Annotated in this window: 24 protein-coding genes; 18 read left to right on the top strand and 6 right to left on the bottom strand. The window is 67.8% G+C overall.

All coding sequences use genetic code 11. The annotated features are described in order from the left end of the window. The first annotated feature begins 1176 nt into the window (after positions 1 to 1176). A complete protein-coding gene (locus VF632_RS11770; RefSeq protein WP_331023085.1) occupies positions 1177 to 2607 on the top strand; it encodes a hypothetical protein in 1431 nt (476 codons plus the stop codon). Between the two features lie 304 nt (positions 2608 to 2911). Here VF632_RS11770 and VF632_RS11775 read toward each other — a convergent pair whose 3' ends face one another. Continuing rightward, the gene (locus VF632_RS11775) at positions 2912 to 3352 is read right to left on the bottom strand and encodes a hypothetical protein (RefSeq protein ID WP_331023086.1); all 441 of its coding nucleotides are present in this window, start codon (positions 3350 to 3352) and stop codon (positions 2912 to 2914) included. Between the two features lie 248 nt (positions 3353 to 3600). On the opposite strand from VF632_RS11775, the gene VF632_RS11780 reads away from it, so the two are divergent. Next, positions 3601 to 3957, top strand: coding sequence for an Imm7 family immunity protein (locus VF632_RS11780; protein ID WP_331023087.1), 357 nt, complete (start codon positions 3601 to 3603; stop codon positions 3955 to 3957). A 65-nt stretch (positions 3958 to 4022) separates the two neighbouring features. Here the strand turns inward: VF632_RS11780 and VF632_RS11785 are convergent, their stop codons facing one another. Both VF632_RS11785 and VF632_RS11790 read right to left on the bottom strand, forming a co-directional pair. Continuing rightward, complete coding sequence (locus tag VF632_RS11785) at positions 4023 to 4778, bottom strand: hypothetical protein (protein ID WP_331023088.1); 756 nt, start codon at positions 4776 to 4778, stop codon at positions 4023 to 4025. 209 nt (positions 4779 to 4987) lie between these two features. Continuing rightward, positions 4988 to 5806, bottom strand: coding sequence for a class I SAM-dependent methyltransferase (locus VF632_RS11790; RefSeq protein ID WP_331023089.1), 819 nt, complete (start codon positions 5804 to 5806; stop codon positions 4988 to 4990). A gap of 255 nt (positions 5807 to 6061) precedes the next feature. On the opposite strand from VF632_RS11790, the gene VF632_RS11795 reads away from it, so the two are divergent. The 13 genes from VF632_RS11795 (at position 6062) to cysK (ending at position 21008) form a co-directional block, all read left to right on the top strand. Next, complete coding sequence (locus tag VF632_RS11795; RefSeq protein ID WP_331023090.1) at positions 6062 to 7045, top strand: hypothetical protein; 984 nt, start codon at positions 6062 to 6064, stop codon at positions 7043 to 7045. A gap of 155 nt (positions 7046 to 7200) precedes the next feature. Further along, positions 7201 to 7749, top strand: coding sequence for a plasmid pRiA4b ORF-3 family protein (locus VF632_RS11800; RefSeq protein WP_331023091.1), 549 nt, complete (start codon positions 7201 to 7203; stop codon positions 7747 to 7749). A gap of 265 nt (positions 7750 to 8014) precedes the next feature. Continuing rightward, positions 8015 to 8365 carry a helix-turn-helix transcriptional regulator gene (locus VF632_RS11805; protein ID WP_331023092.1) on the top strand — a complete coding sequence of 117 codons (351 nt, stop codon included), beginning with the start codon at positions 8015 to 8017 and terminating at the stop codon, positions 8363 to 8365. After that, complete coding sequence (locus VF632_RS11810; protein WP_331023093.1) at positions 8365 to 9639, top strand: type II toxin-antitoxin system HipA family toxin; 1275 nt, start codon at positions 8365 to 8367, stop codon at positions 9637 to 9639. The genes VF632_RS11805 and VF632_RS11810 overlap by 1 nt, the downstream gene beginning before the upstream one ends. Positions 9640 to 9827: 188 nt before the next feature. Then, positions 9828 to 10706 (top strand): ion transporter, encoded by an 879-nt coding sequence (locus VF632_RS11815; protein ID WP_331023094.1) that lies wholly within the window; start codon positions 9828 to 9830, stop codon positions 10704 to 10706. A gap of 320 nt (positions 10707 to 11026) precedes the next feature. Beyond that, positions 11027 to 11569: a hypothetical protein gene (locus tag VF632_RS11820; RefSeq protein ID WP_331023095.1), complete on the top strand. Its 543-nt coding sequence runs from the start codon at positions 11027 to 11029 to the stop codon at positions 11567 to 11569. Positions 11570 to 11918: 349 nt separating this feature from the next. Beyond that, entirely contained in the window at positions 11919 to 12488 is a 570-nt protein-coding gene (locus tag VF632_RS11825) for a hypothetical protein (RefSeq protein ID WP_331023096.1), read from the top strand. 287 nt (positions 12489 to 12775) lie between these two features. Next, a complete protein-coding gene (locus VF632_RS11830; RefSeq protein WP_331023097.1) occupies positions 12776 to 14380 on the top strand; it encodes a tetratricopeptide repeat protein in 1605 nt (534 codons plus the stop codon). A 230-nt stretch (positions 14381 to 14610) separates the two neighbouring features. Next, on the top strand, positions 14611 to 15969 hold the full coding sequence (locus tag VF632_RS11835) for an amidohydrolase family protein (protein ID WP_331023098.1): 1359 nt from the start codon (positions 14611 to 14613) through the stop codon (positions 15967 to 15969). Between the two features lie 844 nt (positions 15970 to 16813). Then, entirely contained in the window at positions 16814 to 18736 is a 1923-nt protein-coding gene (locus VF632_RS11840) for a PQQ-binding-like beta-propeller repeat protein (protein ID WP_331023099.1), read from the top strand. Between the two features lie 46 nt (positions 18737 to 18782). Further along, a complete protein-coding gene (locus VF632_RS11845) occupies positions 18783 to 19373 on the top strand; it encodes a 2OG-Fe(II) oxygenase (protein ID WP_331023100.1) in 591 nt (196 codons plus the stop codon). A gap of 2 nt (positions 19374 to 19375) precedes the next feature. Further along, complete coding sequence (locus tag VF632_RS11850) at positions 19376 to 19912, top strand: MOSC domain-containing protein (protein ID WP_331023101.1); 537 nt, start codon at positions 19376 to 19378, stop codon at positions 19910 to 19912. Positions 19913 to 20009: 97 nt separating this feature from the next. Beyond that, complete coding sequence (cysK, locus tag VF632_RS11855) at positions 20010 to 21008, top strand: cysteine synthase A (RefSeq protein WP_331023102.1); 999 nt, start codon at positions 20010 to 20012, stop codon at positions 21006 to 21008. Between the two features lie 82 nt (positions 21009 to 21090). Here cysK and VF632_RS11860 read toward each other — a convergent pair whose 3' ends face one another. Then, positions 21091 to 21717 carry an outer membrane beta-barrel protein gene (locus VF632_RS11860; protein ID WP_331023103.1) on the bottom strand — a complete coding sequence of 209 codons (627 nt, stop codon included), beginning with the start codon at positions 21715 to 21717 and terminating at the stop codon, positions 21091 to 21093. A 312-nt stretch (positions 21718 to 22029) separates the two neighbouring features. Between VF632_RS11860 and VF632_RS11865 the strand changes: the two genes are divergently transcribed. The 3 genes from VF632_RS11865 to VF632_RS11875 all read left to right on the top strand — a co-directional run bounded on the left by VF632_RS11865 (position 22030) and on the right by VF632_RS11875 (position 23512). After that, complete coding sequence (locus tag VF632_RS11865) at positions 22030 to 22410, top strand: hypothetical protein (RefSeq protein WP_331023104.1); 381 nt, start codon at positions 22030 to 22032, stop codon at positions 22408 to 22410. A gap of 564 nt (positions 22411 to 22974) precedes the next feature. After that, complete coding sequence (locus VF632_RS11870) at positions 22975 to 23208, top strand: hypothetical protein (protein ID WP_331023105.1); 234 nt, start codon at positions 22975 to 22977, stop codon at positions 23206 to 23208. A gap of 37 nt (positions 23209 to 23245) precedes the next feature. After that, positions 23246 to 23512 (top strand): type II toxin-antitoxin system PemK/MazF family toxin, encoded by a 267-nt coding sequence (locus VF632_RS11875; protein ID WP_331023106.1) that lies wholly within the window; start codon positions 23246 to 23248, stop codon positions 23510 to 23512. Positions 23513 to 23524: 12 nt separating this feature from the next. On the opposite strand, the gene glpK is transcribed toward VF632_RS11875, so the two are convergent. Together glpK and secF are read right to left on the bottom strand one after the other, a co-directional pair. After that, complete coding sequence (gene glpK / locus VF632_RS11880) at positions 23525 to 25018, bottom strand: glycerol kinase GlpK (protein WP_331023107.1); 1494 nt, start codon at positions 25016 to 25018, stop codon at positions 23525 to 23527. Between the two features lie 124 nt (positions 25019 to 25142). Then, positions 25143 to 26120 (bottom strand): protein translocase subunit SecF, encoded by a 978-nt coding sequence (secF, locus tag VF632_RS11885; protein WP_331023108.1) that lies wholly within the window; start codon positions 26118 to 26120, stop codon positions 25143 to 25145. Between the last annotated feature and the right edge of the window lie 3 nt (positions 26121 to 26123).

Raw genomic sequence — 26123 nt, forward strand, 5'->3', positions numbered from 1 at the left:
TGCGTGCCCGAGTAGTCGAACTCGGCCGCCTGGCCGATGACGATGGGCCCGGAGCCCAGGATCAGGATGCTCTGCAGGTCGGTGCGCTTGGGCATCGGTCGCTACGTCGTGTGCGCGTGCGCGAGCGCCGGCCCGTCCGCGGGTCGTTCGCGGAAGGCCGGCGCGGAGTGCCGGACGGGCTGTCGGTCGGGGCGGGAATATAGGATGCGTCAAAGAGGAAGGCTGCTTGGTTAAGTCTGGGACGTGTGGCGATACCGCACAACTCTGATGGGCGGAGCCAAACGTTTGCTTGCATTACTTGACGTACGAGGCCATGATAGCAAAGCCACCATTTCGGATCGCTTGAACCCTTCCGCAGAGAGGAATTTGGTGTAGTTATTTCGGCGCGATCAATCACGACACCTAAGGGCTCCTACACTCAAGGGCTGAAATGTTAAACTCAACCGTTCGATCCGTCGTACGACTCTCCGTTGTCGTACTACTCTCCGTCGGTGGAATACTGACACTGACCGCGTGTGCGACCACGTTGACAACGATTGAGAAGAGTTGCGGAACCGGGAACAACATAAACAGGTGCAGCGGAACCTTACAAGTCCCGGTCAATGATACAGCCCTTATCCGACAAGGCGCGCAGATCGCGATCGATCGCGTCTACTCCGATGCATTCGCGAGTGAGGTAGAACGGTTCATGGTAGCGAACCGGGCGTCCATTGGATCACACCCAGATTGGGTGAATCTCACTCCTGCGGGAGTCGTGTCTAATCTCCGGTCCAAAATGGATGAAGCTCGGCTTGGAACCCATGACGGCCCGGGCGCATGGTACTACCATTACATACATGATAGTCTTGCGCTGGAGTCAACGGAAACTCTGCCAGCGAGAATAAATCGCTGGGGCATTCCTGGACGTAGTGCTGCATCAATCGCAAACACAATCGTACATGAGGCAGCTCATGCCGCTGATCTGACTCACAACGACGATCACGTGGCCTGTGCTCCTCCATATGTGTTAGGCGAGATCATTCAGCGCCTCGATAACGATACTCCGACCAACATGGTCTCGCATTGCCGCTGGTTTTGACGAGGCAGCGTAAGACCGCCCCCCCATGATTGTCGGTCTGCAGTGCCGTAGTGGAGGAACAACGATCTTTTCACACCAATATGAGGATACAACACGCTATGACAAACAAAATCATTATAACTATCGCCTTTGCCGTCTTCGGGACCGCTCCCGCTGTTGCTCAATCGGTTACATTGGACCCGCAAGGAGTTCCGGCCCAAGCCCGTGTTGGTGAACGGACTTTTCTTCCGTTTGTTGTAAGAGGGGACGAGAATGTCCAACAACTTCAATTGACAATCTCTCCGAATCCGGGGGGAGCCGTAGTCAATCATGAGCAAGCGGTTGTGGTCTGGACTCCTCAGCGTCGCCACGAGAACCAACGAGTCACATTCTCTTTACAGGTTAGAGACCGTACAACGGGTACTCTAGATGAAGAGACTTACATCGTCGATGTGGCGACTGCTGACCACCCTCCCAAGCTCGTAAAAGCGGGTGATCGCAGTGTAACGATCGGTGAGGAGATTCAGATTATACCATCAGCTACGGATCCCGACGGCGATGCACTCGGATACTCTATCCATTTTGATGGGGCGCCACCACTGGGCCACTCGTGGAACGGAAATGCTTTTCGATGGACACCTACGACAGCCAATACAAGTTCGAACGCGACCTATTCGCTTCGCTTTCGCGCCTCAGATGACCGTAGGTATATGGCCGAGGACTCAGTCAGGCTGTTCGTTGGACAGGTTCAGTTACCCGCAGCGTTCCTTCTCAAAGAAGAACGTGGCGATGCGTGGGAAGGCAGTGTGTATACTGTCACTCTTCCAGCTCGTGATCCAAACAACGATTCTCTTCGATTTGACGTCCTAACCGCGTTACCTGGAAGCGGAAACATTGGCGCGACCACCGGTCTGATTCAGTGGACTCCGCCGCGAGATTTCGTATCTGCACCAGGTGGAACGCGTGTTCATGCTGTCATGGCAACTGTCGCGGACCCGTATCAAGATGTTCCTGATCGAATGACATTGCTGATCACGGTGCATGATGTGCCAGAACCTCTCTCGGGGTACAATGAATTTCGGCGAATTCTGGAATCGGATGTGAGATATCTTACGACTGAGGCCGCGACGTGGGATCAAGTCGCGCAACGACGTTCAAAATCGAAAGGCGCATGGGCTCTAGGAGCGGCTTTGTTTGCCTTTTCGGCGACTGGTGGTCAAGCCCTCAGTGCTGAAGACACAAGGCGGTGGGTATCCGGCGCGGGCGGGTTTGTAGCTGGAGTGTTTGGCATTGTATCGGAGCGTGCACCTGCGCCTGCAGACGCTTCGGCCAGGGCGGCGGCGGCTCGCATGGGGCAATCGAGGTTGTTTACCGTTCTGACAGTGCTACCAGCCACTCCGTCGGCTGCGGAACTTGTCTCGCCGGCTCTCCGAGCAGCTTTCGAGAACGCGAAACAGGTCAGGAACCAAGTTGCTCAAGAACTTGCGCAGATCGGCATCAGTCTGCCTTTTGAGGCTCAGCGGGAAATCGAACAACCCCGTAGACCTTAGTATTATTATTACCCGAGCGCTTGTAGCTTACTCGATGGACATTCGCTTTCGAAAGCATCGAGAGCGTCGACCGCTCCCGCACGCAAGTAATCAGCGCCTTGAGTGCTGACAGTATCATCGGGTGTCGGCCAAGTCGGGCCAGTCGTAGCGGCGGCTGGATCGCTGACATGACCCGAAGTCAGGATGAGGATGCTCTGCAGGTCGGTGCGCCTTAGGCATCGTCGCTACGGTCGGTGGCGCGAGCGCCGGCCCGTCTGCGGTGCGGCGAGCCGGCGCGGACGTATGCGATGCAGGTGCCCGTGGTTCACTTGTCCGTCGGCCTAACAGCTGTCGGGCCGTCGCGGAGTTCCCGGAGCAACTTCGCGCCTCCCGTGGACTCTTCGCTCACCGCGAAGCGCCAGGCGGTACCTTCACGGCACTCCACGCGCCCCCGCCGGCGACCGTCCCGCTCATCCCGTCGCCGGTGACCCGGCCGGAGTAGCGGCGGGTCACCGGCCTCCCGTTTACCCCGTTCCGTCAGGGTGAAGTCGATCCGCTCCCCCACCAGCCGTCCGCTCACTCCCCCCGGCCCGGTGAAGCGTTGGAAGCGCTGCCTAAGCTGCAGCACAACCCGGCATCCCTCCGGGGTGGTGAGCGTCCATCGCCCCGCCACCTGAGCCGGGATGGTCCAGGCGTACACCATCGCCCGGCCGGTGCGCTGGTTCACCCTCACCTGCACGGCGGTGGCCGGCTCCCACGTGCCCATGGGAAGGCGTGGGACAGTTCGTCCGCCTCCCACTCTACCGTGAGCCAACAACTCAGGGTGAAGATGCTCTGCAGGTTGGTGCGCTTCGGCATCGATGATTCGCCGTGTACGCGTGCGCGACCGTCGGTTCGTCCGTAGGTTGTTGCAGAAGGCCGGGCGGGGCGAGCGGGTCTGTGTCCTGGTCGCCTCCACAGCTGTAGCTGGCTTCTGCGGGCATACATCTCCTCTACCGACTGCACACCGGATCGATGTTCGAGTACCACTGCTGGGCGGCGCTGCCCGATTTCGGGGACCGGGAAGCGGAGATGCTGCTGAGCGAGGAACTGAGGACCCGGATCGATGCTCTGGAGGACGGTGCGCGGGAGTCGTTCAACTTCACGAACCTCAATGCGCGGATGGTGGCCGCGTCGGGGCTGCGCAACCACAGCCAGCCCTTCGTTCTCGACATCTTCGAGTGGATTGCGGCGGAATGGCCCGGCAGCTACGGGCTGATGTACGTCGCCTCGGAGTTCCCCGACGAAGACGGAAAATGGCGGTGGCACGTCCTGAAGATCGGCGACTGCAAAACCGAGCACTTGGAAGACCGATACTTCGGGACGCGGTGAGGTGACCAGCACACAGCCCCCGCGTCCCTCTTTCTTTCCGTCCGGGTCCTTCGCGCGCCCCCTGCTTACCCGTCCGAATCCGCGATCGTGTAGCCGTGGGGCACGGAGAAGAGTGCGTCGTCCGGCTCGCCGGGCGTCACGGAAACGGCCGTGTAGGTGACGAGGGTGCCCTCCTCGTTCACCTCCACCATCAGCGGCAGCCCTTCGCGAATGTCGAACTGCAGCGGGAGGGCGGCGGGCTGCTGGTTGGCGCGGTCGTTCCACTCGAAGCCGTAGCGACTGGGGCGCACCTGGATGTGCTCGGCGACGCAGGCGCGGCCGGTGGCGCCGCGGCGCAGCATGAGGCTGCTCCGCACGGTATACATGCGGCAGGCCTGGCCGGCGTACGTCGCGGTCAGTTCCGTGCGCTCCAGCACGGCGGGCGCGAACATCTGCCCCATCATCTGGAGCACATCCGCCTCTTGGTCTTCGCGGTTCAGGCTCCGCAGCCGTACGGGCGTGGCGGTTCGCGACTCCGCGTCCAGGTGAAAGTATGCGCTGTCGGCCATGCGAGCCACGATGACGCCCTCCCACATTCCGCCCTCCGTCTCCAAGCGGATCCGGCCCCCCGAACCCCAGGTGACAGACTCGCGCCGTGGACCCAGCGCGGTGAACGTCTCCGCGCCGTCCTTGTTGGAGCCGCCCGCACTGGTCTCGTAGACCACGGCGCCGATGAACAGCTCCTGTGCCTCCACACATGCCGCGCCGCTCAGCACGGCCGGAATGGAAAGGCACAAGGCGAGGGCGGAGCGATGAATCCTGGGCGGATGAACGTGTAGCATTCGGAGCCTCCCGGGAGATGGAGAACGCGGACGAACAGCCGCGAGCGGCGCCTGTAACGCCGGGCCGCCCGATAAGTTCCCGCCGCCGCTGACGAGGTGATGGGCTCGACGTAGGTGGCGTTGGCCGAGCCGAGGCCGGCATGATCGTCGTTGTCAGCCCTCGCGGATCGTCCCCGGACTGACGTAATGCCTGCTCGTGGCTGGTCGACTCACCGCGGAGTGCCAGGCGGCACCTTCACGGCCCTCCACGCTCCCCCACCGGCAACCCTCCCGCTCATCCCGTCGCCTGTGACCCGGCCGGAGAAGCGCCGAGTCACCGTCCTCCCGTTCACCCGTTCGGTAAGGGTGAAGTCGATCCGCTCCCCCACCAGCCGTCCGCTCACTCCTCCCGGGCCGGTGAAGCGTTGGTAGCGTTGCCGGAGCTGCAGCGAAATCCGGCGTCCCTCCGGGGTGGTGAGCGTCCACCGCCCCGCCACCTGTGCCGGGATGGTCCAGGCGTACACCATCGCCCGGCCGGTTCCCTGGTTCACCCTCACCGCCACGGTCGTGTCCGGCTCCCAGTCGCCCATGTTGAAGGCGTGCGACACCACCCGGGTGCCGGGGCGCAGCTGCTGGAACATCTTGGGCCGGAGCTCCAGGTTGACGCGGGGGAGGAGGTACAGGGTGACGATGCTCGCCGGGCGAAGGTCGGTATCGAATAGATCCTGCTGGCGAAAACGCACGCGGTCCTGCACCCCTGCCCTGCGGGCATTGGCGGTGGCTTCCTCCACCCGCACCGGGTTCAGGTCCACCCCCACCCCGCGAGTTCCGAAGCGCCGCGCCGCCTCGATCACGATGCGCCCATCCCCGGAGCCCAGGTCGTACAGCACGTCGCTGCGGGTGGGGCTGGCGAGCGAGAGCATCACCGCGACCACCTCGGGCGGCGTCGGGACGTAGGGAACGTCCAGCCCAGGCGGCTGCTGCGCCGCCAGGGGGAGTGAGACGAGCGCCGTGACGGCGCCCCAGCAAAGTCGAGCGGCGATGTGCACCGGTGTTCCTCCAGAGAGAGTGGTGAAGCCGAAAGATACGCCTCCGGGGGAGCTCGCGGCTACCGTTCGATCGCCGCCCCAGTTCCGCCACCAGCCTTCGCGACTCCACCGACTCGCTGTTTCGCGAAGGCGCAGAGCCCGTGGGCATGACACCCGCTGACGCGGAAACCCGGCGGGGTTGGCCGGGTAGACGAGCGCCGGCCGCAGACTCCATGCGGGCCCTTCCGCAGGCGAACCCCGGACGCCAGAGGCACCATGCAGGGCCTTCTCCGCGGTACCGTACTCTGCTTCTCGCTCGCGCTGAGCCGCCCCGCGGGCGCCCAGCCGGCCAACGCGCCGCCCCCCGACACCGCGCACCTTCGGCAGAGTCTCGCCGCCGCGCTGGGCAGCGACTTCACGATCGTCCGCACCGAGTTGCACTCCGGCCTCCGGGAACGCGGGGGCATCTTCTGGCTGGCGCACGTTCGCCCGCTCCGGAGCGGCGACTACGATCTCCGCTACGTCCACGAGTACCGCGACCGTGTGCGGCCGCAGGATCCACTCTATACGCACGTGGAGCACACCACCGGCTTCTCCGTGGGCGAGGCTGGGTGCGCACGGCGGGCGGAGGGGCGTACCGCCTGCCTGGGCGACCTGATCGTGATTCCCGTGGTGGCCGGAGACGGCAAAGGACCGCTTGGCGGGCACGTCTTCGAAGCAAGGCGCCGAGGAGACGCCGGTGCGTGGCAGCGGCTCACCGACCCGGCGCCGGAGGACGAGCGCGCGGCCACGACGCCCAATCCCGCCGCGCCGCACCTGCGCTACCTGGGCGCGCGCCTCCAAGCGATGCCGCACCGAAGCCTGGGTGAGACGGTGGAGGTGCATGCCGTCTTCGAGGCGGGCGCCCCGGGCGCACTGGAGCTTTCCGTCGGGGGCGTCGCCGTGCCGGTGGTGATCGTTGCGCGCGGCACGCCGGTCACGGTGCTGCTGGAGCACGAGCGCATCCGCGAGTACCACCAGGAAGCCGGTTTCGCCTCCCACACCGGCAGCCAATACTCCACCGACGTGCTCCTCCTGCAGCCGGGCGACCAGGTGACCCTTCCGTTTTTCGCGCGGACCATCCGCGGGAGCGACTTCAGCGTGGAGGAGAAGGAGGCGTTCCGCCGCTCGCCGCCCGAGATTGCCGCCCGGCCGTTCCGCGTGGATCGCGAGAGGCGGTTCAATGCCTTCATCGCGGATCACCTCCCGGCCAGCCGCTAACGCGCCGAACGCCGTGCGGCGGCGGCAATCTTGAGGGCTTCCGCGTGACGGGGGGCGTGCAGACGGCGCGCCCGCCGTGTACTTTGTGCGCTATGCCACAGCCGAACCCGTCACCCTCCCCCGCCCGCCGCGGCCGAAAGCCGAAACCGCGGCTGATGGAATTGCGCATCACCGTCGCGGAGATCGAGCCGCCGATCTGGCGGTACGTGCGCGTACCAGACGCATACACGCTGCACCAGCTGCACCGAGTGATCCAGTTCGTGTTCGGCTGGCTGAACTACCATCTCTACACGTTCGAAGTGGGAGACCGGCGGTTCGAGGAGCCGCGGAACAAGGCGGAGGACGAAGACTCCACCGCCATCCACCTGCGAGACCTGGCCCTCGGCACCGGGGCGCGGTTCACGTACACGTACGACCTCGGCAACAGTTGGGTGCACGAGATCGAGGTGAAGGGCGTGTACATCTACACGCCCGTGGACGGCGATCCGGCGCTCCCCGTGCTCTTTGGCGGGGAGCGCGCCGGGCCGCCCGAGGACTGCGGCGGCCCCGAGGGATACGCGGAGATGCTCCGAGCGCGTGGGGATCCCGATCACCCTCAGCACCGGGAGTACCGCCTCTGGGCGGCCCACTACGATCCCGAGCGGTTCGACGTGCGAATGGCCCGCAACAACCTCATTCTCGCCGCGGCGTGGGGCGCGATCTGACGGACATGGCGCCTCGCCGGCCCAAAGGGATGTCCCGTCCAGCGCGCCTCCCGGCGCGTTGCGGCGGCCACACGGAACGCTGCCCCTATACTGCATCAAGGGACGAACTGGAGAGACGAAGCGGTGCGATCATGGCCCTTTGCCGAAGGGTCAGATGTTGGCAGGCGTACGGAACGCTGCCCAACCCGCTTCTCGCCGTATGTTATAATTGACACTTGGCCGTATTATGTCCATTATAAAGTACTTACTAGGAATTACGTGAGACATGGCGCGTCGAAAGCAACACATCACCTACTCTCACGCGCCCATCGCGGCGGTTGAGCAGACCGTCGAGCAACTCGGCCGGCAGATCGCGGTCGCCCGTCTGCGCCGCGGCTGGAGGCAGCAGGACGTGGCCGACAAAGCTGGGATCACCCGGGCAACCCTGGTCGGGATCGAGCAGGGAAAACTGGGCACGGGGATCGGCGCGTACGTGGCCGTGCTCTGGGCGCTGGGGCTCCACGACGGCGTCGCCCAGGTTGCGGCACCGGAGCAGGATGCGGAGGGGCTCACCTTGGAAGCCGCGCGGCTTCCGGCTCGCGCCCGGCGTTCCACGCCAATGGACGACGACTTCTGATGCCGCCGGCGCGCGAGTGCTTCGTCTACCTCCAGATACCCGGAAGCACGGAGACGGTCCTCTGTGGCCGGTTCGCCCGTGAAACGACACGCGACGGGCGCAACGTCGGGCGGTTCGTCTACGGCCGCAGCTACCGCGCTCGTCCCGACGCCGTGCCGCTCGACCCCGTTCACCTCCCGATCGCACCCACCGTCTACGAGACTGCGAAGCTGAACGGCGTTTTCGGCGCGTTGCGCGATGCCGCCCCCGACGCGTGGGGACGCCGCGTAATCGACCGGATCGTCGGTCGCCACCTGGACGAGGTCGATTTCCTGCTCGAATCTCCCCAGGACGGGGCGGGCGCGCTCTCGTTCGGTCACGGCCGCGTTCCACCTGCACCCGTCCGCGAGTTCAACCGCGTCCTTCAACTCGAGGAACTGCGCCGGGCGGCCAAACTGCTAGAAGAGGATCGCCCGGGTGAGCCCGTTCCCTCACAGATCCTGGATCTGCTGGATCCCGGCAGTTCACTGGGCGGGGCGCGCCCCAAGAACGTGGTGGAAGACGAGGACGGGCTCTGGGTAGCCAAGTTTCCGCAGCGAGGCGACCGGTGGAACAACGCCCCGGTAGAGGCGGCGATGCTCAGCCTGGCGACCCGCTGCGGCATTCGCGTGCCCGAAACCCGGGTGGAGCGCGTGGGGGACGATTTCGTGCTGCTGGTGAAGCGGTTCGATCGGGAGCGTGTCGGTGAGGACAGCCTGGAGCGCAGCTACTTGCGGCATCGAATGGTGAGCGCGCTGACCGTTCTCGACGCGGAGGACACGCCTACGGACCGCCGCAACTGGTCGTACGTGCTGCTTGCCGACGAGCTGCAGCGGTGGTCCGGGCGGCCCCGCCACGACAGGGCCGAGCTGTTCCGCCGCATGGTGTTCAACGCGCTGATCTGCAACGTCGACGACCATCCCCGCAATCACGCGCTGATCGCTCCTGGCCGGGATTGGCGGCTCGCCCCGGCGTACGACCTGACGCCCAACTCGCGGCAGGGCATGGAAGAGCGCAGGCTGGCAATGGAGTGCGGGCGCCTGGGCCGTGTCGCGAGCCGGGAAAACCTCGTTTCGCAGTCGCCGCGGTTCGGCCTGAACCCCGAGGAGGCGAACGGCATCATCGACGAGATGAAGGAGATCGTTGCCCGCTCCTGGCACGCGGAGGTGCTGGGCCAGGGCGGCAGCGAACGGGATTGCGCGGTAATCGAGCCGGCGTTCGTCTACCCGGGATTCGAGTACAGGTCCACTCCCTAGCCGCGCTCCGCACGAGAAATCTGGCCACGCCGTCCGACTGGTGAAGCATTGCAGGATGTTGGTTCCCGCTTCACCAAGCTGAAAGGTGGCATGGCCCACGAGATCACGTGCATCAACAAGGATGGCCACAAGCTCCTTCAGACGCAGGCGGATAGCAGCGGGCCGAGCAACCTCTTGGGCCTGCCGGAATGCCCCTGAACATCACCCGGGCACGCCAGCCGCCCGCCGGGGTGACGCCTGCGGCTGTGCGGGGCACCCCGGCGTCTTCGCCCACGCGGATGGCCGTGCGGCGCCGCGTGTGGGAGATCGTCGAGGCCACGCGCGCCGGAGACGCAGCCAGCCGGCGGTTCGACCTGCTCATCCTCGCGCTGATCGTGCTCAACGTCACGGCGATGGTCCTGGAGTCCGTCCGCTCGATCGAGGAGAGGTTCGGGGCTGCATTCGCCGTGTTCGAGGGGGTGTCGCTGGTGGTGTTCGCGGCAGAGTACGCTGCCCGGCTGTGGTCGTGCGTGGAGGATCCGCGCTCGCGCGGCGGGGTGCGCGGTCGGCTGCGCTGGGCCGTGCGGCCCCTGTCGCTCGTGGACCTGCTGGTGATCGTGCCGCTCCTGGCGACCTTCGGCGCCACGGACATGCGTGTGCTGCGGGCCCTGAGGCTGTTCCGGCTGGCATGCGTGCTCAAGGCGGGCAGGTACCTGGCCGCGCTGAACGTGCTGCGGCGCGCGGTGCACGCCAAGCGCGAGGAGCTGGTGATGGCCGTGGCGCTTACGTCCGTGCTGCTCGTCGTGGCCTCGTCGGTCATGTACTTCGTGGAGCACGAGGCGCAGCCGGAGAAGTTCTCCAGCATCCCCGCGAGCATGTGGTGGGCCGTCGCCACGCTCACCACCGTGGGTTATGGAGACGTGTATCCGGTGACCGTGCCCGGACGTTTGGCGGGAGGTTTCTTGGCGCTGCTGGGCGTCGGCCTGTTCGCGCTGCCCACCGCCATCCTCGGCTCAGGCCTGGTAGAGGCGGTGCAGAACGCCGCGCCGCCGAAGACGTGTTCCCATTGCGGGAATCCGTTGCCCTGACAAGCTGTCGACGTAGTGGGAGGCCGGGCCGTGAGACGCGCATCGGCCACGACGCGCTGGGCTGACGAACGGGCCGTGGGTGCGGGCGGCCCGCTGCGTTGTCCCCGTGCGCCTTCCGATCTATGTTCCCCGCCCGCTACGCGCCCAATCGGCCGCCCCGCGGCGGTGAAAGCGCGTGTTCTTCCCTGCCGGAAACCGCGGGAAAGACGCGGTGTACAATCCGCGGAACGAGGAACGGCCCGCCGAAGGCTCCGTGCGTCGGTGACGAGAGAGACTGTCTTCAACCGCCATCCGCAAATCGATAGGAGAAGGTACCGCGCATGACGCTGCTCACCCACGCTTCGCGCGCCCTGGCGCTACTGCTCGTCGTCGTCGGGCTGACCGCCTGCGATGCACTGCTGGACACCATCTTCGACCCGTACGAAGGACCGGACCCGTCTTCGCAGCCGCTGGCGGACGAACGCGTGATCCTCCGTGCGACGGAAATGGTGATCAACGGCGTGCCGCAGCACTACTATCTGGACAGGCTGCAGTTCCTGGAGCGCGCGGACTCGTCGAACATCGACCGCATCGTAATCGGGATGCCGGGAGGCCTGCAGGCCACCATCGATTCGCTGGAACTCAAGCGGGGCGATACGCTGGTCGTCTCGACGAAGTTCCACAGCATCGGCTATTCCCGCGGGCTCCATGCGTACATCCCCAACTGGGAGGCCAACCAGTACAAGGAAAACTATCCCGTGGCCGTGCACACCCTCATTGCCATCGAGAAGGTCGGCGCAGCCGCCAGCAGCGGCACGGCAGCCGCGAACCGGCAGCAACCCGGCACGCTGCGCGCGCTCTCCGCCTCCAGCGCGGCGCCGTAGCAGGATCCCGCCGTCGCCCTCGGGCGGCCGGGCACACGATCACGACCGAATCGGCTCCCGGTGCGCGACGCGCATCGGGAGCCGCACGCGTTTGTGCCAGCGGTACCTCGGCATCCACGCCGTGTGATGCTCGACGAGCTCGCGTCCGGCAGACCTTCAGGCACTCGCGGGCAACATCCTTCCTGCGCCCCGCCAAGGGGATTCGAGCTCCACGTTCTCCAGATCCGCGCCCCCGCGGTGACTGCTGGTGCTGCGTCCCTTCGGCCACTACGTTCGTCCGATCCCACATCAGCCGCCCGCGTCAGGTCCGCCCGCCTGTCCTGCCCCATCTTGCGACCAGAGCCCGCCCATGTCACAGAGCTTTGTCGAAGTCGTCATCCTCGCGGTCATCAGCCTGCTGGTCACTTTCGTCGTATTCAGATGGCTGGAGTCGCACGCGGAAGGCCAGTCGGAGCTCATGGGGGGAACGATCAAGTACGGCGGCGCTCTTGCCGGCTTCGTGCTCGTTTTCTGGCTCACTTCGCACGCCTATGAGCGCACGCGACAACAGGAAGACAGCACGGAGATCGAGCTTGCAGGCGAATATCGCGTTGAACTGCTGCAAAGTGATGGGCAAAAGTGGATGGGTACGGCCACCATTCGCCAGCGCGGCAAAGACTCGAGATTCGACATCACGGGTGACGTCGAGAGTCCACGCACGCCGCTGTCGATCTCCTTTCATACGGTGGAAGGCGTGCTGCATGGCCGGCGTCTGATCTGGTTGTACGAAAACGAGGAGCGTGAGGTAGGGCTGGCGCTCGGCGACATCCAGTCGGACAGGCCGGCTCGCATCGTCCTCAGCTACTCCGACGTGTCGGACACCGACAGCAACTCCGACCCGCATGGAAGGTTGATCTTCACACGAGTGGAAGCAAAATGATTCCGGATCGTATCGCACGCCTGACCTTCGACCGCGCAACTCCATTCAGCCGCTGCCCGTCCTCCTTTCCCTGACGCGCGGGGCCGGCTTCGGCGAGTTCGAGGTCCACACCAGCGATGCGTCGCGCCGCTCGGAACGGCTGCATGGGCGGTGGATGATCGTCGCCTCCCGTCGGATCTCGCGATCGGCAGCTGCGGCGGGAGCAGTTGCCGAAAAGCTTTCCTTCCCGTGCCAGACCGGCTATCGTGCGGGCGCATCGAAGGTTCCCCGCCGACAAGGAGGCCGCCATGGCCCGCCGTTCCCGCACCACCTCGCTCGCCGCAGCCGCGGTTGCGCTCTTCATCGCGATTCCCGCCGCGGCACAGGACCACGCGCATGCCGCGCACGCCAGCGGCATCGGAAAGGTGGAGTTTCCCACGTCGTGCGCGCCGCCGGCCCAGGCGCACTTCGAGCGCGGCGTGGCGATGCTGCACTCGTTCTGGTTCGATGCGGCGGAGCGCGAGTTCCAGCAGGCCGCCGCTGCCGACGCGCAGTGCCCCATGCCGCACTGGGGCACGGCAATGACCCTGCTGGGCAACCTGTTCACCGCGATCCAGCCCTCGCCCGCGAACCTGGCCAGGGGACTGGAGGCCGCCCAGCGAGCGACCGAGCTCGCCGCCGGCGCGACGCACCGCGAGCAGATGTATGCGCGCGCCGCCCTGGCGCTGTACGCCGATCACCAGGCGACGCCGTTCCGCGCCCGGCTCCTGGCGCACGAGGCGGCCATGCGCAGCCTCAACCAGGCACACCCGGAGGACGAGGAAGCCGCGATCTTCCTGGCGCGCGCCTTCATCGCCAACGCCCCGCTTACGGACCTGCAGTACACCAAGCAGCTCGAGGCCGCCGCCATCCTGGAGCCGCTCCTCCGCGCACGGCCGGACCACCCGGGGCTCGCCCACTACACCATCCACGCGTTCGACGCCCCGCCGATCGCGCAGCGGGCGCTGGACGCGGCGCGGCGGTACGCCGGCGTGGCCCCGGACGCGCCGCACGCGCTGCACATGCCCTCGCACATCTTCACGCGACTGGGCTACTGGGACGAGTCCATCGAAACCAACCGCCGCTCCGCCGCCGCCGAGCCCGACAGCAACGCGGCCGTCCATCCGATGGACTACCTGGTGTACGCGTACCTCCAGCAGGGCCGCGACCGCGAGGCCGCACGGGTGGTGGAGCGCGCGGTGCAGAACCCCGACCGGTTCTACGGCGCCGGAATCACCAGCTACAACTTCAGCGCAATGCAGGCGCGGCTGGCGCTGGAGCGCGGTCGGTGGATGGAGGCCGCGCAGCTGGCGGTGCCCGCGTCGGCGCCGGCGTACGTGCGGGCCATCCGGCTGTTCGCCCGCGGGATCGGCGCGGCGCGGTCCGGCGTGCCCGGCGACGCGGCGGCATCGGTAGGGGCGCTCGCCGTGCTTGCCGACAGCCTCACGGCGGCGGGAGAATCGTACTGGGCCACGGCCGTCGGGGCGCAGCGCCTGGCCGCCGAGGCCTGGATCGCCCACGCCAGCGGCGACCGCGACCGCGCGCTCCAGTTGGCGCGGCAGGCGGCGGAGCTGGAGGAAACGGTGGAGAAGCACCCGGTGATGCCGGGCCCGCTGCTCCCCGCGCGCGAGCTGCAGGCCGACCTCCTGCTGGAAGTCGGCCGCCCGGCGGACGCACTGGCGGCGTACCGCGAGACGCTGCGCCGCGAGCCCAACCGGGCGCGCGCCCTGTACGGCGCCGCGCGCGCCGCGCAGGCTGCGGGAGAGGGCGACGCGGCCGCGGACTACTACCGCCAGCTGCTGGCGCTGATGGCCAAGGCCGACCCGGACCGGCCGGAGGTGGCAGCCGCCCGGGCCTTCGTCGCGCGCCGCTGACGCGTCAGCGCCGGAACACCATCACGAGAGGCGGCTTCGGAACATTCCGGGGCCGCCTCTCGCGTTTCTGGCGCCATCATCCGTCCACGTTCCCGCGAATCTGATGCACCACACACGCGCCCTCCCGACCAGTAGTGTTCGGCATCTGGCCCGGCGCAGGATCAAACCTTTGCCGCCCCACCCGTGTCCAACCACGCGACACCCTCCCCCACCCCACCGAGAGGCCCCGCGTGAAGTGCTTTATCCTGCTCATCTTCCTCGCCGCGTGCTCGCGCAGCCCGCACCCCGCGTCCGCGCCCCCCGCGAGCGGAGACGTGATCGCCATCACGCACGTGAACGTCATCCCGATGACGAGCGACACCGTGCTGGGCGACATGACGGTGATCGTCCGCGGGGAGCGCATCCATGCGATCGGGCGCGCGGGGCGCACGGCGGTGCCGGCGGGGGCGCGGGTGATCGACGGGCGCGGCCGATACCTGATGCCGGGGCTGGTGGATGCGCACATCCACCTGAGCAACCGGCTGGACATCGACACCGTGGTCGCCGCCGTGCTCCTGGCGAAGGGCGTCACCACGGCCATCGAACTCGGCGGGATGGGGCTACCGGGCGATTCGGCCCGGCTCCAGCTGCGCGCCGCCATCAACGCCGGCCATCGCCCCGGACCCACGCTGTACATCGCCCGCGCCCAGGCCAACGACTCGGCGATGACCCGCGAGGGCGGGATGCGGCGGGTGGAGCAGGACCACGCCGCGGGGTACGACCTGATGAAGGTCTACAACCGCCTCTCGGTGGATGGATACCGCGGCATCACGCTGCGCGCGCACCAATTGGGAATGCCCGTCGTGGGTCACGTGGTGCGCCCGGCGGGGCTGGAGGCCACGCTGGGCTCGGGCCAGCGCGGGATCGTGCACATGGAGGAGTTCCTGTACCAGTACTTCGGTTTCCGCAGCTCAGACACCCTGGCCGCGCAGGACGCGAAGCTGGATACCGCCGTCATCTCGTACTTCGCGCGCATCACGGCGCAGGCGGGGACGTACGTAACGCCGACGTTCGTCACCTACCTCGCCATGATCGCTCACGCGGAAGACCTGGACCGTGAGCTTGCGCGTCCCGAGGTGCGGTACATCCCCGCCACGCTGTACAACGCGGCGTGGATCCGCGAAAAGAACGAGCGGTCCCTGATCTTCTCGCACCCCCGGCGGCTTCATCACCTGCGGGCCGGGCTGCACTACCAGCGGCTTCTGCTGCACGCCATGCACCGGGAAGGCGTGCCTCTGCTGGTGGGCACCGACGCGCCCGTCGCCGGCGCGGTGCCCGGCTTCTCGGTGCATTACGAGCTGCAGAACCTGGTGGAGCTGGGGCTATCGCCCTACGAAGCGCTGTCGGCCGGCACGCGCAACGCCGCGGCGTACCTCGGCAAGGACGACTTCGGCACGGTGGAAGTGGGGAGGCGCGCGGACTTGCTACTGCTTTCGTCGAACCCGCTTGACGACATCAGGAACACCCAGTCGATCTCCGGGGTGATGGCCCGCGGGCGGTGGTTCGACGAGAGCGCGCTGGCGGCCCTGCTCGCCCGCAGCGCGCGGTAGGCAAGGCGAGGCGCGGATTGCGCGCCAAGAGGTTTGGGCGCTTCGAGGACTGCGGATGCGGGCCCAGGGAGGCCCCTCCCCCGCCCCTCCCCCGGTAAACTGCGCCGGGAGAGGGGAGAACGTCGAGTGGGGTTCGACGGGCTGCCGATGCATGCCTTGGAAGCCCCCTCCCCCCGGCCCCCGTCCCCCGCTGCGCAGGGGAGGGGGAGACCTGAAGTGCGCTTCGGCTGGCTTGGCGCACTCGACTGGCTCCCTTCCCCCGCGCTGTTTGCGGGGGATGGGCTGGGGATGGGGGGCGCCGGCCCGAGCACCGGACCTGCCCACCCACGACTCGGCTTTGGTGTGTACCCCCTCGCCCACGCTGTTTGTGGGAGAGGGTGGCACGCGTGTCAGCGCGGCCGGGTGAGGGCCCCACGGCAGCCGAGGCCTCGGCTTCGGTGACCGCTGCCGCGCCCGGGCTTGTACGTGTCCGCCGCTAGATCCTTCGGCCCGCGAAGTCCTGCGGGTGGGCTGGTCCGGCACGCCTGGGCCTCAGGATGACAGATCGCGCTTCGGCTGGTTTGGCGCACTCGACCGTGTGTGGCAGTCCGCGCAGGCGGACTTCGTGACGTTCCAGACGCGGTTTCAACCGCCTGGACGGGGCGTGGTCCCGCGCTCGATCCGACGACGCACCCAACCCTGAAGTGTACCCCTCCCCTCTGCATGACAGTGACCGCTGCCGCGCTCGGACTGTCGAGGTGGGGTCATATCCACGTCCAGCTCTTGCGCACGGCGGCCTCCCGCCTGAGGTTGGGCAGACCCCTCCCGTCGTTCAGCGCATCCCGGGAACCGTCGCTCCGCTCCCATGATTCCATCCATCACCCGCCGCGACCTGCTGAAGCTGGGCGTCGCCTCGGGCCTGTCGCCCGCGCTGCGCTGGCTGCCGGACCCGCGCTCGTTCACGTTCGCCTTCTTCAGCGACACCCACCTGGGGCTGGAGGGGCGCAACCTGGACGCGTGCCGGTCGCTGGTGGTAGAGATGGCGGAGCGGATGCGTCCGGCGCTCGCCATCAACGGCGGCGACGTGACCGACTACGGCTGGGCGGGCGAGTACGACGGCTACGACCAGGTGCTGGCGGGGATCGGCTTTCCCGTGCACCACGTTCCCGGCAACCACGACGTGCGCTGGGCGCCGCGCGGGCTGCAGATCTTCCGCGAGCGCGTGGGCGCGCCGTTCCGCTCGTTCGACCACGCCGGCGTCCACTTCGTCCTGCTGGACAGCACCGTTCCCCTTTCGCACTACGGGCACTACGAGACGGCCCAGCTCCGCTGGCTGGAGGCGGACCTGCGCCGCGTGGGTCGCATCACGCCGGTGCTGCTGTTCACCCATCACTGGGTGGGGCGCGCGCCGGTGATGGTGGACAACGAGGACGCGCTGTACCGGGCGATCGAGCCGTACAACGTGAAGCTGGTGTTCAACGGCCACGGCCACTCGGACCTGCTGTGGGAGTGGAACGGCATCGCGTCGACGATGAACAAGGGGCTGTACCAGGGCTCGTACCAGCGCGTGGACGTGGATGCGCTCGCGGCCGAGGTCCGGCTCGCGCGGCGGACGACCGAGCAGCCGGACCCCCGGCTGATCGCCACCGTTCCGCTGGCCGCCTCGCGCGACAAGCGGCCGGTCTACCCCGTGGGCCTGAACATCGGCGCCGCGGCGGCTCGGCCGGTTGCTGCGGTGCCCGCACCCGTGGTCCCCGAGCTGGAGCGGCGCTGGGAGCGGCGGCTGACGGGCGGGGTAATGTCGCACCTGCTGGTGGCGGACGGAACGCTGTACGTGAGCGCGATGGATGGGTCGGTGAACGCCCTGCGCGCCGCGGACGGAGCGCCGCGGTGGAAGGCGCAGACGGACGGCTACTGCCACTCGTCCCCCGTGCTGGCGGATGGACGCGTGATCGTGGGGAGCGCGGACGGGCAGGTGTACGCCTTCCGCGTACGCGACGGGCGCAGGCTGTGGGCGCGGCGCACGGGCGGGCCGGTGTACGCGTCCGCCGCCGTCGCGAAGGGGGTGGCGGCCATCGCGTCCGGCGACGGCAACGTGTACGGGCTGAACCTGGCGGATGGCGCGGTGCGATGGACCTTCGCGCTGCCCCCCAGCCCGTCGGCGTTCGCGCAGAGCCCCGCGGGCACGGATGGCGAGCGCTTCTTCATCGGCGCGTGGGACAAGCACGTGTACGCGCTGGACGCGGCGACGGGAGCACTCGCCTGGCGCCAGCCGGGGACGGACCGCTCGTTCGCGTACTCGCCGGCCATCGGCGGACCTGCGGTGGGCGGCGGAACCGTGTACATCCCGGCCAACGGCAACGTGCTCCACGCCTTCGACGCCGCCACAGGCGCCACGCGCTGGACGTACACCTCGCCGGGCGACAAGGTGGGCTACTCGTCCCCCGCCCTGGTGGACGGCCGCATCTACGTCGGGTGCCTGGGCGACCGGGGCGAGGTGCGCTGCATCTCGGCCGCGGACGGGCGCGAGGTCTGGGTGGCGGCCACCGGCAGCACCATCTACGATTCCAGCCCGGCGGTGGCGGACGGGCTCGTCAGCATCGGCTCGGTGGATGGCAGCCTGTGGGTGCTGGCCGCGGACGACGGGCGCATCGTGGCGCGTCACCGTTTGCCGACGGGGCACCTCCTCTCCTCCCCCGCGGCCGGGGACGGCTCCGTGTACGCCGGATCGTTCTCCGACGTCGTCGTGGGCCTGACCCTTCCGCCGCGTACGATGGACCGCGCCTGATGCGCGGCTCTCTCGACATCTTTCCCATCTCCTCTCCATCGCACCGATGATCGACCTGCTCGAAATCCCGGGCTTCGTGCTCGACGACGAACGTGAAGAGCTTCTCGCCGAACTGCGCGCCATACCGGGCGCCGCCGCCACCGTGCTGAGCCAGGACATGGCCGGCCGCGTGCAGCCGAACGTCCGCAAGACGACGCGGCTCGCCGTCTCCACGGAAACGCGGGAGCGGGTGAAGGAGTGGCTGATGGACGCCAGGGACGTGCTGGCGGCCCGCTTTGGCGTCGCGCTGGGCGACTGTGAGGACCCGCAGTTCCTGCGCTACGAGGAGGGCGACTTCTTCGTCCCCCACCAGGACGGCAACACGCCGCTCGTGCACGACGCTTCGCGCTTCCGCCGCGTGTCTACCGTGATCTTCCTCAACGAGCGCTCCGACGAGCCGTGCGAAGGCGCGTACGGCGGCGGCCCGCTGGTGCTGCACGGGGACCACCGCACGGATCCCGACCGGCGCGTGGAAGCCCCGGCAGACCCCGGGACCCTCGTGGCCTTTCGCTCGGAAACCACGCACGAGGTGACGCCCGTCACCCACGGCGTGCGCTACACCATCGCGTGCTTCTTCCGCGCCGCCGACGCGCCGTGAGCATGGCTGTCGTAGCGGTCAGCCGTTCCGCCCGGCACACCTTCAGCAAGCAGAACGTGGAATCCATCCACCTGCTGGAGGGGCTGGGCGTGGATGGCGACGCGCACATGGGGGTGACCGTCAAGCACCGCTCGCGCGTGCGGGCAGATCCCACGCGGCCCAACCTGCGGCAGGTGCACCTGGTGCACGCCGAGCTGCACGACGAGCTTCGCACCGCCGGCTTTTCCGTCGAACCCGGCGACATCGGCGAGAACGTCACCACGCGGGGCATCGACCTGCTGGCGCTCTCCACCGGCACGCGGCTGCACCTGGGCGAGTCCGCCGTGGTGGAGGTGACCGGGCTGCGCAATCCGTGCGTGCAGCTGGACCGCTTTCAGGCGGGGTTGACGGCGGCGTGCCTGGACCGGGACGAGAACGGTGAGCTGGTGCGCAAGGCCGGGATCATGGCCATCGTAATTGCGGGCGGCGAGGTGCGCCTTGGCGACGCCATCCGGGTGGAGCCGCCGCCCGGTCCTCACCGCCCTCTCTTGCCGGTCTGAATCCCGCGCGGAACCGGGTCCGCGCCATCGTGTATCGGCGCCATCGGCCCGTCGTCAGACGCGCGGCGGTGGGCGGCCAACTTTCCAGGGAGACGGCATGGTACGCGGCAAGATCTATGGGGACATCACGGAAACGCTCGGCGGCACCCCGCTGATCCAGCTCAACCGCATCGCGGCGGGGCTTCCCGGACGCATCGTGGTGAAGCACGAGGGCTACAATCCCTTCAACAGCGTCAAGGACCGCATCGGCGCGGCCATGGTGGACGACGCCATCGAGCGCGGCATCCTCAAGCCCGGGATGGTGGTGGTGGAGCCCACCAGCGGCAACACGGGGATCGGGGTGGCGTACGCGGCGGTGGCGCGCGGCTTCCGCTGCATCTTCACCATGCCGGAGACGATGACGGTGGAGCGCCGCAACATGCTCCGCGCGCTGGGATGCAAGGTGGTGCTGACCGAGGGGCCCAAGGGGATGAAGGGCGCCATCGCCCGCGCCGAGGAGATCGCGGGCAAGCTGGGCGGGCGGGCGTGGACGCCCCGGCAGTTCGACAACCCCGCCAACCCGGCCATCCACTACCGCACCACCGGGCCTGAGATCTGGGAAGACACCCAGGGGCAGGTGGACGTGTTCGTGGCGGGCGTCGGCACCGGCGGCACCGCCACGGGTGTCGGCCGCTACCTGCGCGAGCGCAAGCCCGGCGTTCGCATCGTGGTGGTGGAGCCGGCCGAGAGCCCGGTGATCTCTGGCGGGCAGCCCTCGCCCCACAAGCAGCAGGGGATCGGGGCCGGCTTCATCCCCGGCAACCTCGACATGCAGATCTTCGACGAGGTCGTGCAGGTGACCAACGACGACGCCATCGCCACGGCCCGGCGGCTGGCGCGCGAAGAGGCGATCTTCGCCGGCATCTCGTCGGGCTCCATCACCTGGGCGGCGCTGCAGATCGCGGCCCGGCCGGAGATGGAAGGCAAGCTGATCGTCTCGGTGATCTGCGACTTCGGCGAGCGGTACCTATCCAACCCCGTGTACGCCGACCAGCCGGAGCCCGACTTCGGCGAGTTCCAGGACGCCCTCGCCACGCCGGAGCCCGTTCCGGCCTGACCCCGCCTTGCGTTCCTGACGGACCCGGGGGCCGGCTGCCAGATGGCAGCCGGCCCCGTCTCGTTCGTGGCACGCCGTGAAACTACAGGCGAAAGACGAGGCCCAGGTTCATCCGCACAGTGGTGTAGTCGAGGTCTTCCGCGTCATCGAACGGTTCGCCTTCGAACTCGAAGTTCGTCAGCCGGCCCTTGCCCAGCATCAGGCCGCCATCCACCGCCACGTTGCGATTCACGAAGTACTCCAGTCCGAACCCGAGGAGCAGTCCGCCACCGGAATACGAGACGTCGTAGGTTTCGCCTTCGATCGTCAGCTCGTCGACGATCGAGGTGCCGCTGAGCCCCAGTTCCACGTACGGCATCAACGCCGCGTTCGCCCCGGAAGCGAAGGAATACCGTCCACCCAGGTCGATGTTGGTGAGGGTGTACGAGTCGGCGCCCATCTCCTCCACGTCTTCCTCGTACGCCACGCTCGCGACGTCGCCCCGCAGGAAGATGGTGATGTGGTCCGTTACGCCGAAGCCCAACTTCAGGCCGCCCCCGATGCCCCTCTCGGCGCTGCTCCCCTCGCCCTCGTCGCTCTGGATGGCGCTGAAGTTCACGTGCGCGCCAAGGCTTGGGCCGCGGATGGAATACGCCTCCTGGGCCGAGGCGGAACTGGCGCCGGCCAGCAGGGCGGCGGCGGCGAACGCGCTTGCGATCGTCTTGTTCACGGTGGGTATGGAGGGGGCTGGATGGCAGGAGGGTGCACCGGTAGCCTGGTGCAAAACGGGCAAGCGCCCGCAGGGCACACTATCGCAGGGCAAACGGACCGCAGCAAGGGGTTTGAGCGGGCGGGCGTCTCCGCTCCACCCGACGAGATGTCCGATCGGGAGGACACCCGCGCCCGGCATCGTGCGCCACGAAAACAGGCATCCGGTTGCGGATCATCCACTTGCGATTTCGGACCACGATGGAGAAGCGTTTGCCTTCTGAGTCCGGCAGATGCCAGTCCGTTTTCGACTTCGATGATCCGAGAGTTCGCCATGAAGATCCGAGCCGCACTCCTGAGCCTGATTGCCGCAATCCTGTTTTCTGCCTGCACCACCACCAGCGCCGTGCTCCTGGGCGGCAGCGGCACCTATCCCGAGCTGAACCCCGCGGAAGTCCGCGTCTTCCTGCGGGAGCGCGACGTCCCCTCCGAGTACGAGCGCATCGCCCTGGTCACGGCCAAGAGCGACGCCGGCTGGACCGACGAAACCGACCTGATCCGGGCGATGCGCAAGCGCGCCGCCAAGCTGGGCGCCAACGCCATCATCATCGGCGACATCAGCGACCCCACCACGCTGGAGCGCGTTGCCGAGGTGCTGACCGACTACGAGCCCCAGCGCCGCGGCCGCGCCGTCGCGATCCGCCTGGCGGAGTGAACGCGAGCACCCTTCCCCTTCCCGATGCGCGCGGACAAACCCACGCGCTGATGGCATAGATCGAAGTACGAATGAGCGGCCCGGGATCCCTCCCGGGCCGCTCGTTTTGCACTGCGTTCCCGCCCGCGTCCCAATCGGCGCGATCCCGCTCCGCCTCAGGTGCGACGGCGGTTCGTCACGCTCTGGACAGGAGCCCGCGACCGCATTACCGTTCGTTCACTCTGCACTCTTTCGAAGGAGGAACCCATGCGTGGACAGAGGAAGCCGTGGCGGACCGGGATGAACGCAGGGCCGAGTCGGTTCACCGACGAACAGATTCGTGCCGCCATCGAGGCCGTGATGACGAAGTGGCCGATCCGCCCCGAAGAACTGGAGTGGTCGCGCAGGCCCAAGCGCCGGTCGTGCATCGCACGGCAGCGGGGGTTGCTCAGGAACATCCTGTCACACGCTGGCGAGCCGACAACCCAGCACGGCGCGCGACCGCGGGAGCGCGGCGCCGCACTTCCACTTCGGTCGAGGCCGCGCGTACATTCCTACGCGCAGCCACCTTCACGGAGCGGGAAGATGCCGAGAAAACTCACCATCACCCTGGATGACGACGTATACGAAGGGCTGCACCGGGTAGTCGGCACCCGCAAGATCAGCCGCTTCATCGAGGAGCTTGTCCGGCCTCACCTGATTGACGAGGACGAGTTGGAAGCTGGCTACGCCGCGTTGGCCGCCGCCGAAGCAGCTGATCCGAATTACGGAGACTGGGACGAGGAACCGCTCGGGGACGTAGCCGATGAATCGCGGTGAGGTTTGGTGGACGGACTTCGACGGATTAGGCGGAGAGATGCAGAAGCGCCGTCCTGCCGTAATCGTGAGTCGAAACCGGGCGAACCGGCTGTTGAACCGAGTACAGGTTGTCCCGCTGACCACCCAGGTACGGCGGGTTCACCCCGGTGAAACCATCGTGAAGCTGAACGGTGGTTTGCGGAAAGCCATGGCCACCCAGATCACGACAGCCGCGAAGGAGCGCATCCGCGACAAGGCCGGGAGCCTGTCCGATACGGACCTGAAACGCGTTGAGGCCGCCCTCCGCATCCAGCTCGCTCTCTAAGTCTAAGGCCGATCACCGACCCTCGTCCGCGGCCCAGGCACGGGCGGCGCTCAGGGCACGGCGCCAGCCGGCCAGCAGGGCCGCCCGTGCGGACTCGTCGACGGCGGGCGTAAAGACGGACTCCTCCGGGCGCGCGGCGTGGAAGTCTTCCGGCGTGGCCCAGACCCCGGTCGCCAGGCCCGCGAGGCCGGCGGCGCCGCGCGCCGTCATCTCCACCATGGCCGGGCGGCGGACGGGGGTGCCCAGCACGTCGGCCTGGAACTGCATCAGCCAGTCGTTGGCGGTGGCACCGCCGTCCACGCGCAGCTCGGGAAGGCGTACCCCCGCGTCGCCCTCCATGGCCGCGGCCACGTCGAGCGTGGAGTACGCCATGGCCTCCAGCGCCGCGCGCGCCAGGTGCGCGCGCGTGCTCCCGCGCGTGAGCCCCACGATGGTCCCGCGCGCCCCCGGCTCCCAGTGCGGCGCGCCAAGCCCGGTGAACGCCGGGACGAAGTACACGCCGTCGTTCGTTTCCAGCGAGCGGGCCAGCGCCTCCGTCTCCCCCGCCTCTCCCAGGATGCCCAGCCCATCGCGCAGCCACTGCACGGCGGCGCCGGCGATGAAGATGGAGCCCTCCAGCGCGTACGCCCGCTCGCCACGCGGCCCACAGGCGGCGGTGGTCAGCAGGCCATGCTTCGACGCGACCGGCCGGTCGCCCGTGTGGACGAGGAGGAAGGCGCCGGTTCCGTAGGTGTTCTTCCCTTCCCCGGGCGCCCAGCACCCATGCCCGTACAGCGCCGACTGCTGGTCGCCCGCGATCCCCGCCACGGCGATCTCCGCGCCCAGCGCGTCGCCCGAGGTGGAGCCGTAGACCTCGGAGGAGGGCCGGATCTCCGGCAGCACGGCGGCGGGAATGCCGAACAGGTCCAGCATCGCGGGGTCCCAGGCGCCCGTCTGCAGGTCGTACAACAGGGTGCGCGAGGCGTTGGTGGGGTCCGTCAGGTGCAGGCGCCCGCCGGTAAGGTTCCACACCAGCCACGAATCGATCGTCCCCGCCGCAAGCTCGCCCGCTTCGGCGCGCCGGCGTGCGTCCGGCACGTTGTCCAGCAGCCAGCGCAGCTTGGTGGCGCTGAAGTAGGGGTCGATCACCAGCCCCGTCGTCGCGCGCACCCGCGCCTCGTGCCCCGCCTCCTTGAGTGTGCGGCAGGCGTCCGCCGTCCGACCGTCCTGCCACACCAGCGCGCGGTGCACCGGCTGCCCGGTTTTGCGGTCCCACAGGACGATGGTTTCGCGCTGGTTGGTGATGCCGATGCCGCTCAGCCCCTCCAGGCCGATGCCGGCGTGCTCGGCCGCCACCCGCGCCACCCGCCGCGTGACCTCCCAGATCTCGCCCGCGTCGTGCTCCACCCAGCCGGGTCGCGGAAAGTGCTGGGTGAACTCGCTGTATGCGCGCCCGCGCACCTGGCCGTCAGCGTCGAGGATCAGGCAGGTGGAGCCGGTGGTGCCCTGGTCGATGGCGAGGATCATCGGGAGGCGTGGTCTGGTGTGGACGGCGAGCCGGAGTGGCGAATCTACATCCCCCGTACGGAAAAAGGCGAGCCGCCGTGAAAGACCACGGCGGCTCGCCTCGTTCAACCCTCCCGCTACGTCGTCAGACGGCGGTGCGCGCCCGCGGCCGGTTGCTGTGCGAAGCGGCGGCCTGCGCCTTCTTGGTGGGCTGGTGCGGCCACTTCTGCTCGATGAAGTACAGCACCGGCGACGCCACGAAGATGGACGAGAACGTACCGATGGCGATGCCCAGGATCAGCACCAGGGCGAAGTCGCGGATCACCGGGCCGCCGAACAGGAACAGCGACACCAGGGTCACCAGCGTACCCGACGCCGTGAGCACCGTGCGGGGCAGCGTCTCGTTGATCGCCCGGTTCAGCAGCTCCATGTAGCTCATGCCGTGGCGCGGCTTGGCCAGGCTCTCGCGGATGCGGTCGAACACCACGATGGTGTCGTTCAGCGAGTAGCCCACGATCGTCAGGAACGCCGCCACCGTGCCCAGCGACACCTCGGACCGCATGATCGCCAGGAGGCCCAGTGTGATGATGATGTCGTGCGCCGTCGCTGCGATGGCCGCCACGCCGAACCGCCACTCGAAGCGAAAGGCCAGGTAGATCAGCGTGACGAGGAACGAGGCCAGGATGGCGATCAGCGCCCGGTACTGCAGCTCGTCGCCCACCTTGGGGCCCACCGACTCCGTGCGCGACACCTCGTAGGAGTTGGCCGGGAACTTCGAGGCCAGCGCCTGCTGCACGTCCTGCGCGGCCGTGCGGCCCACCTCGGCCGCGAACTCCTTGCGGATCACCACCTCGCGAGGGCCGCCGAATTGGCTGATCTCCCACCCCTCGTGCCCGGCGCCGCGTGCTGCGGCGCGGATCTGGTCGATCTCCACCGGCTGCTTGAACTTCAGGTGCACCAGGGTGCCGCCGCGGAAGTCCACGCCGTAGTTGAGCCACGACCCGATCTGCTGGACGTTGAGCAGCATCGCGCCGATGCTGGCCAGGAACAGCGCCGCCGTGATGATGTAGGCGCGGCGGCGCACCTGCATGATGGGGAAATTGGCGTTCTGGAAGATGCGCATGTC

The organism is Longimicrobium sp. (genome assembly GCF_036388275.1).
Taxonomy (GTDB): Bacteria; Gemmatimonadota; Gemmatimonadetes; order Longimicrobiales; family Longimicrobiaceae; genus Longimicrobium.

What these genes read in the sequence shown, in the direction of transcription:
- VF632_RS11785 (WP_331023088.1), bottom strand. Translation starts at nt 4,778, where the DNA reads ATGCTACACGTTCATCCGCCCAGGATTCATCGCTCCGCCCTCGCCTTG.
- VF632_RS11875 (WP_331023106.1), top strand. Translation starts at nt 23,246, where the DNA reads ATGCAGAAGCGCCGTCCTGCCGTAATCGTGAGTCGAAACCGGGCGAAC.
- VF632_RS11845 (WP_331023100.1), top strand. Translation starts at nt 18,783, where the DNA reads ATGATCGACCTGCTCGAAATCCCGGGCTTCGTGCTCGACGACGAACGT.
- VF632_RS11810 (WP_331023093.1), top strand. Translation starts at nt 8,365, where the DNA reads ATGCCGCCGGCGCGCGAGTGCTTCGTCTACCTCCAGATACCCGGAAGC.
- VF632_RS11780 (WP_331023087.1), top strand. Translation starts at nt 3,601, where the DNA reads ATGTTCGAGTACCACTGCTGGGCGGCGCTGCCCGATTTCGGGGACCGG.
- VF632_RS11820 (WP_331023095.1), top strand. Translation starts at nt 11,027, where the DNA reads ATGACGCTGCTCACCCACGCTTCGCGCGCCCTGGCGCTACTGCTCGTC.
- secF (WP_331023108.1), bottom strand. Translation starts at nt 26,120, where the DNA reads ATGCGCATCTTCCAGAACGCCAATTTCCCCATCATGCAGGTGCGCCGC.
- VF632_RS11775 (WP_331023086.1), bottom strand. Translation starts at nt 3,352, where the DNA reads ATGGGCACGTGGGAGCCGGCCACCGCCGTGCAGGTGAGGGTGAACCAG.
- VF632_RS11830 (WP_331023097.1), top strand. Translation starts at nt 12,776, where the DNA reads ATGGCCCGCCGTTCCCGCACCACCTCGCTCGCCGCAGCCGCGGTTGCG.
- VF632_RS11800 (WP_331023091.1), top strand. Translation starts at nt 7,201, where the DNA reads ATGGAATTGCGCATCACCGTCGCGGAGATCGAGCCGCCGATCTGGCGG.
- VF632_RS11825 (WP_331023096.1), top strand. Translation starts at nt 11,919, where the DNA reads ATGTCACAGAGCTTTGTCGAAGTCGTCATCCTCGCGGTCATCAGCCTG.
- VF632_RS11870 (WP_331023105.1), top strand. Translation starts at nt 22,975, where the DNA reads ATGCCGAGAAAACTCACCATCACCCTGGATGACGACGTATACGAAGGG.
- VF632_RS11815 (WP_331023094.1), top strand. Translation starts at nt 9,828, where the DNA reads ATGCCCCTGAACATCACCCGGGCACGCCAGCCGCCCGCCGGGGTGACG.
- VF632_RS11865 (WP_331023104.1), top strand. Translation starts at nt 22,030, where the DNA reads ATGAAGATCCGAGCCGCACTCCTGAGCCTGATTGCCGCAATCCTGTTT.
- glpK (WP_331023107.1), bottom strand. Translation starts at nt 25,018, where the DNA reads ATGATCCTCGCCATCGACCAGGGCACCACCGGCTCCACCTGCCTGATC.
- VF632_RS11840 (WP_331023099.1), top strand. Translation starts at nt 16,814, where the DNA reads ATGATTCCATCCATCACCCGCCGCGACCTGCTGAAGCTGGGCGTCGCC.
- VF632_RS11770 (WP_331023085.1), top strand. Translation starts at nt 1,177, where the DNA reads ATGACAAACAAAATCATTATAACTATCGCCTTTGCCGTCTTCGGGACC.
- VF632_RS11850 (WP_331023101.1), top strand. Translation starts at nt 19,376, where the DNA reads ATGGCTGTCGTAGCGGTCAGCCGTTCCGCCCGGCACACCTTCAGCAAG.
- VF632_RS11795 (WP_331023090.1), top strand. Translation starts at nt 6,062, where the DNA reads ATGCAGGGCCTTCTCCGCGGTACCGTACTCTGCTTCTCGCTCGCGCTG.
- VF632_RS11805 (WP_331023092.1), top strand. Translation starts at nt 8,015, where the DNA reads ATGGCGCGTCGAAAGCAACACATCACCTACTCTCACGCGCCCATCGCG.
- cysK (WP_331023102.1), top strand. Translation starts at nt 20,010, where the DNA reads ATGGTACGCGGCAAGATCTATGGGGACATCACGGAAACGCTCGGCGGC.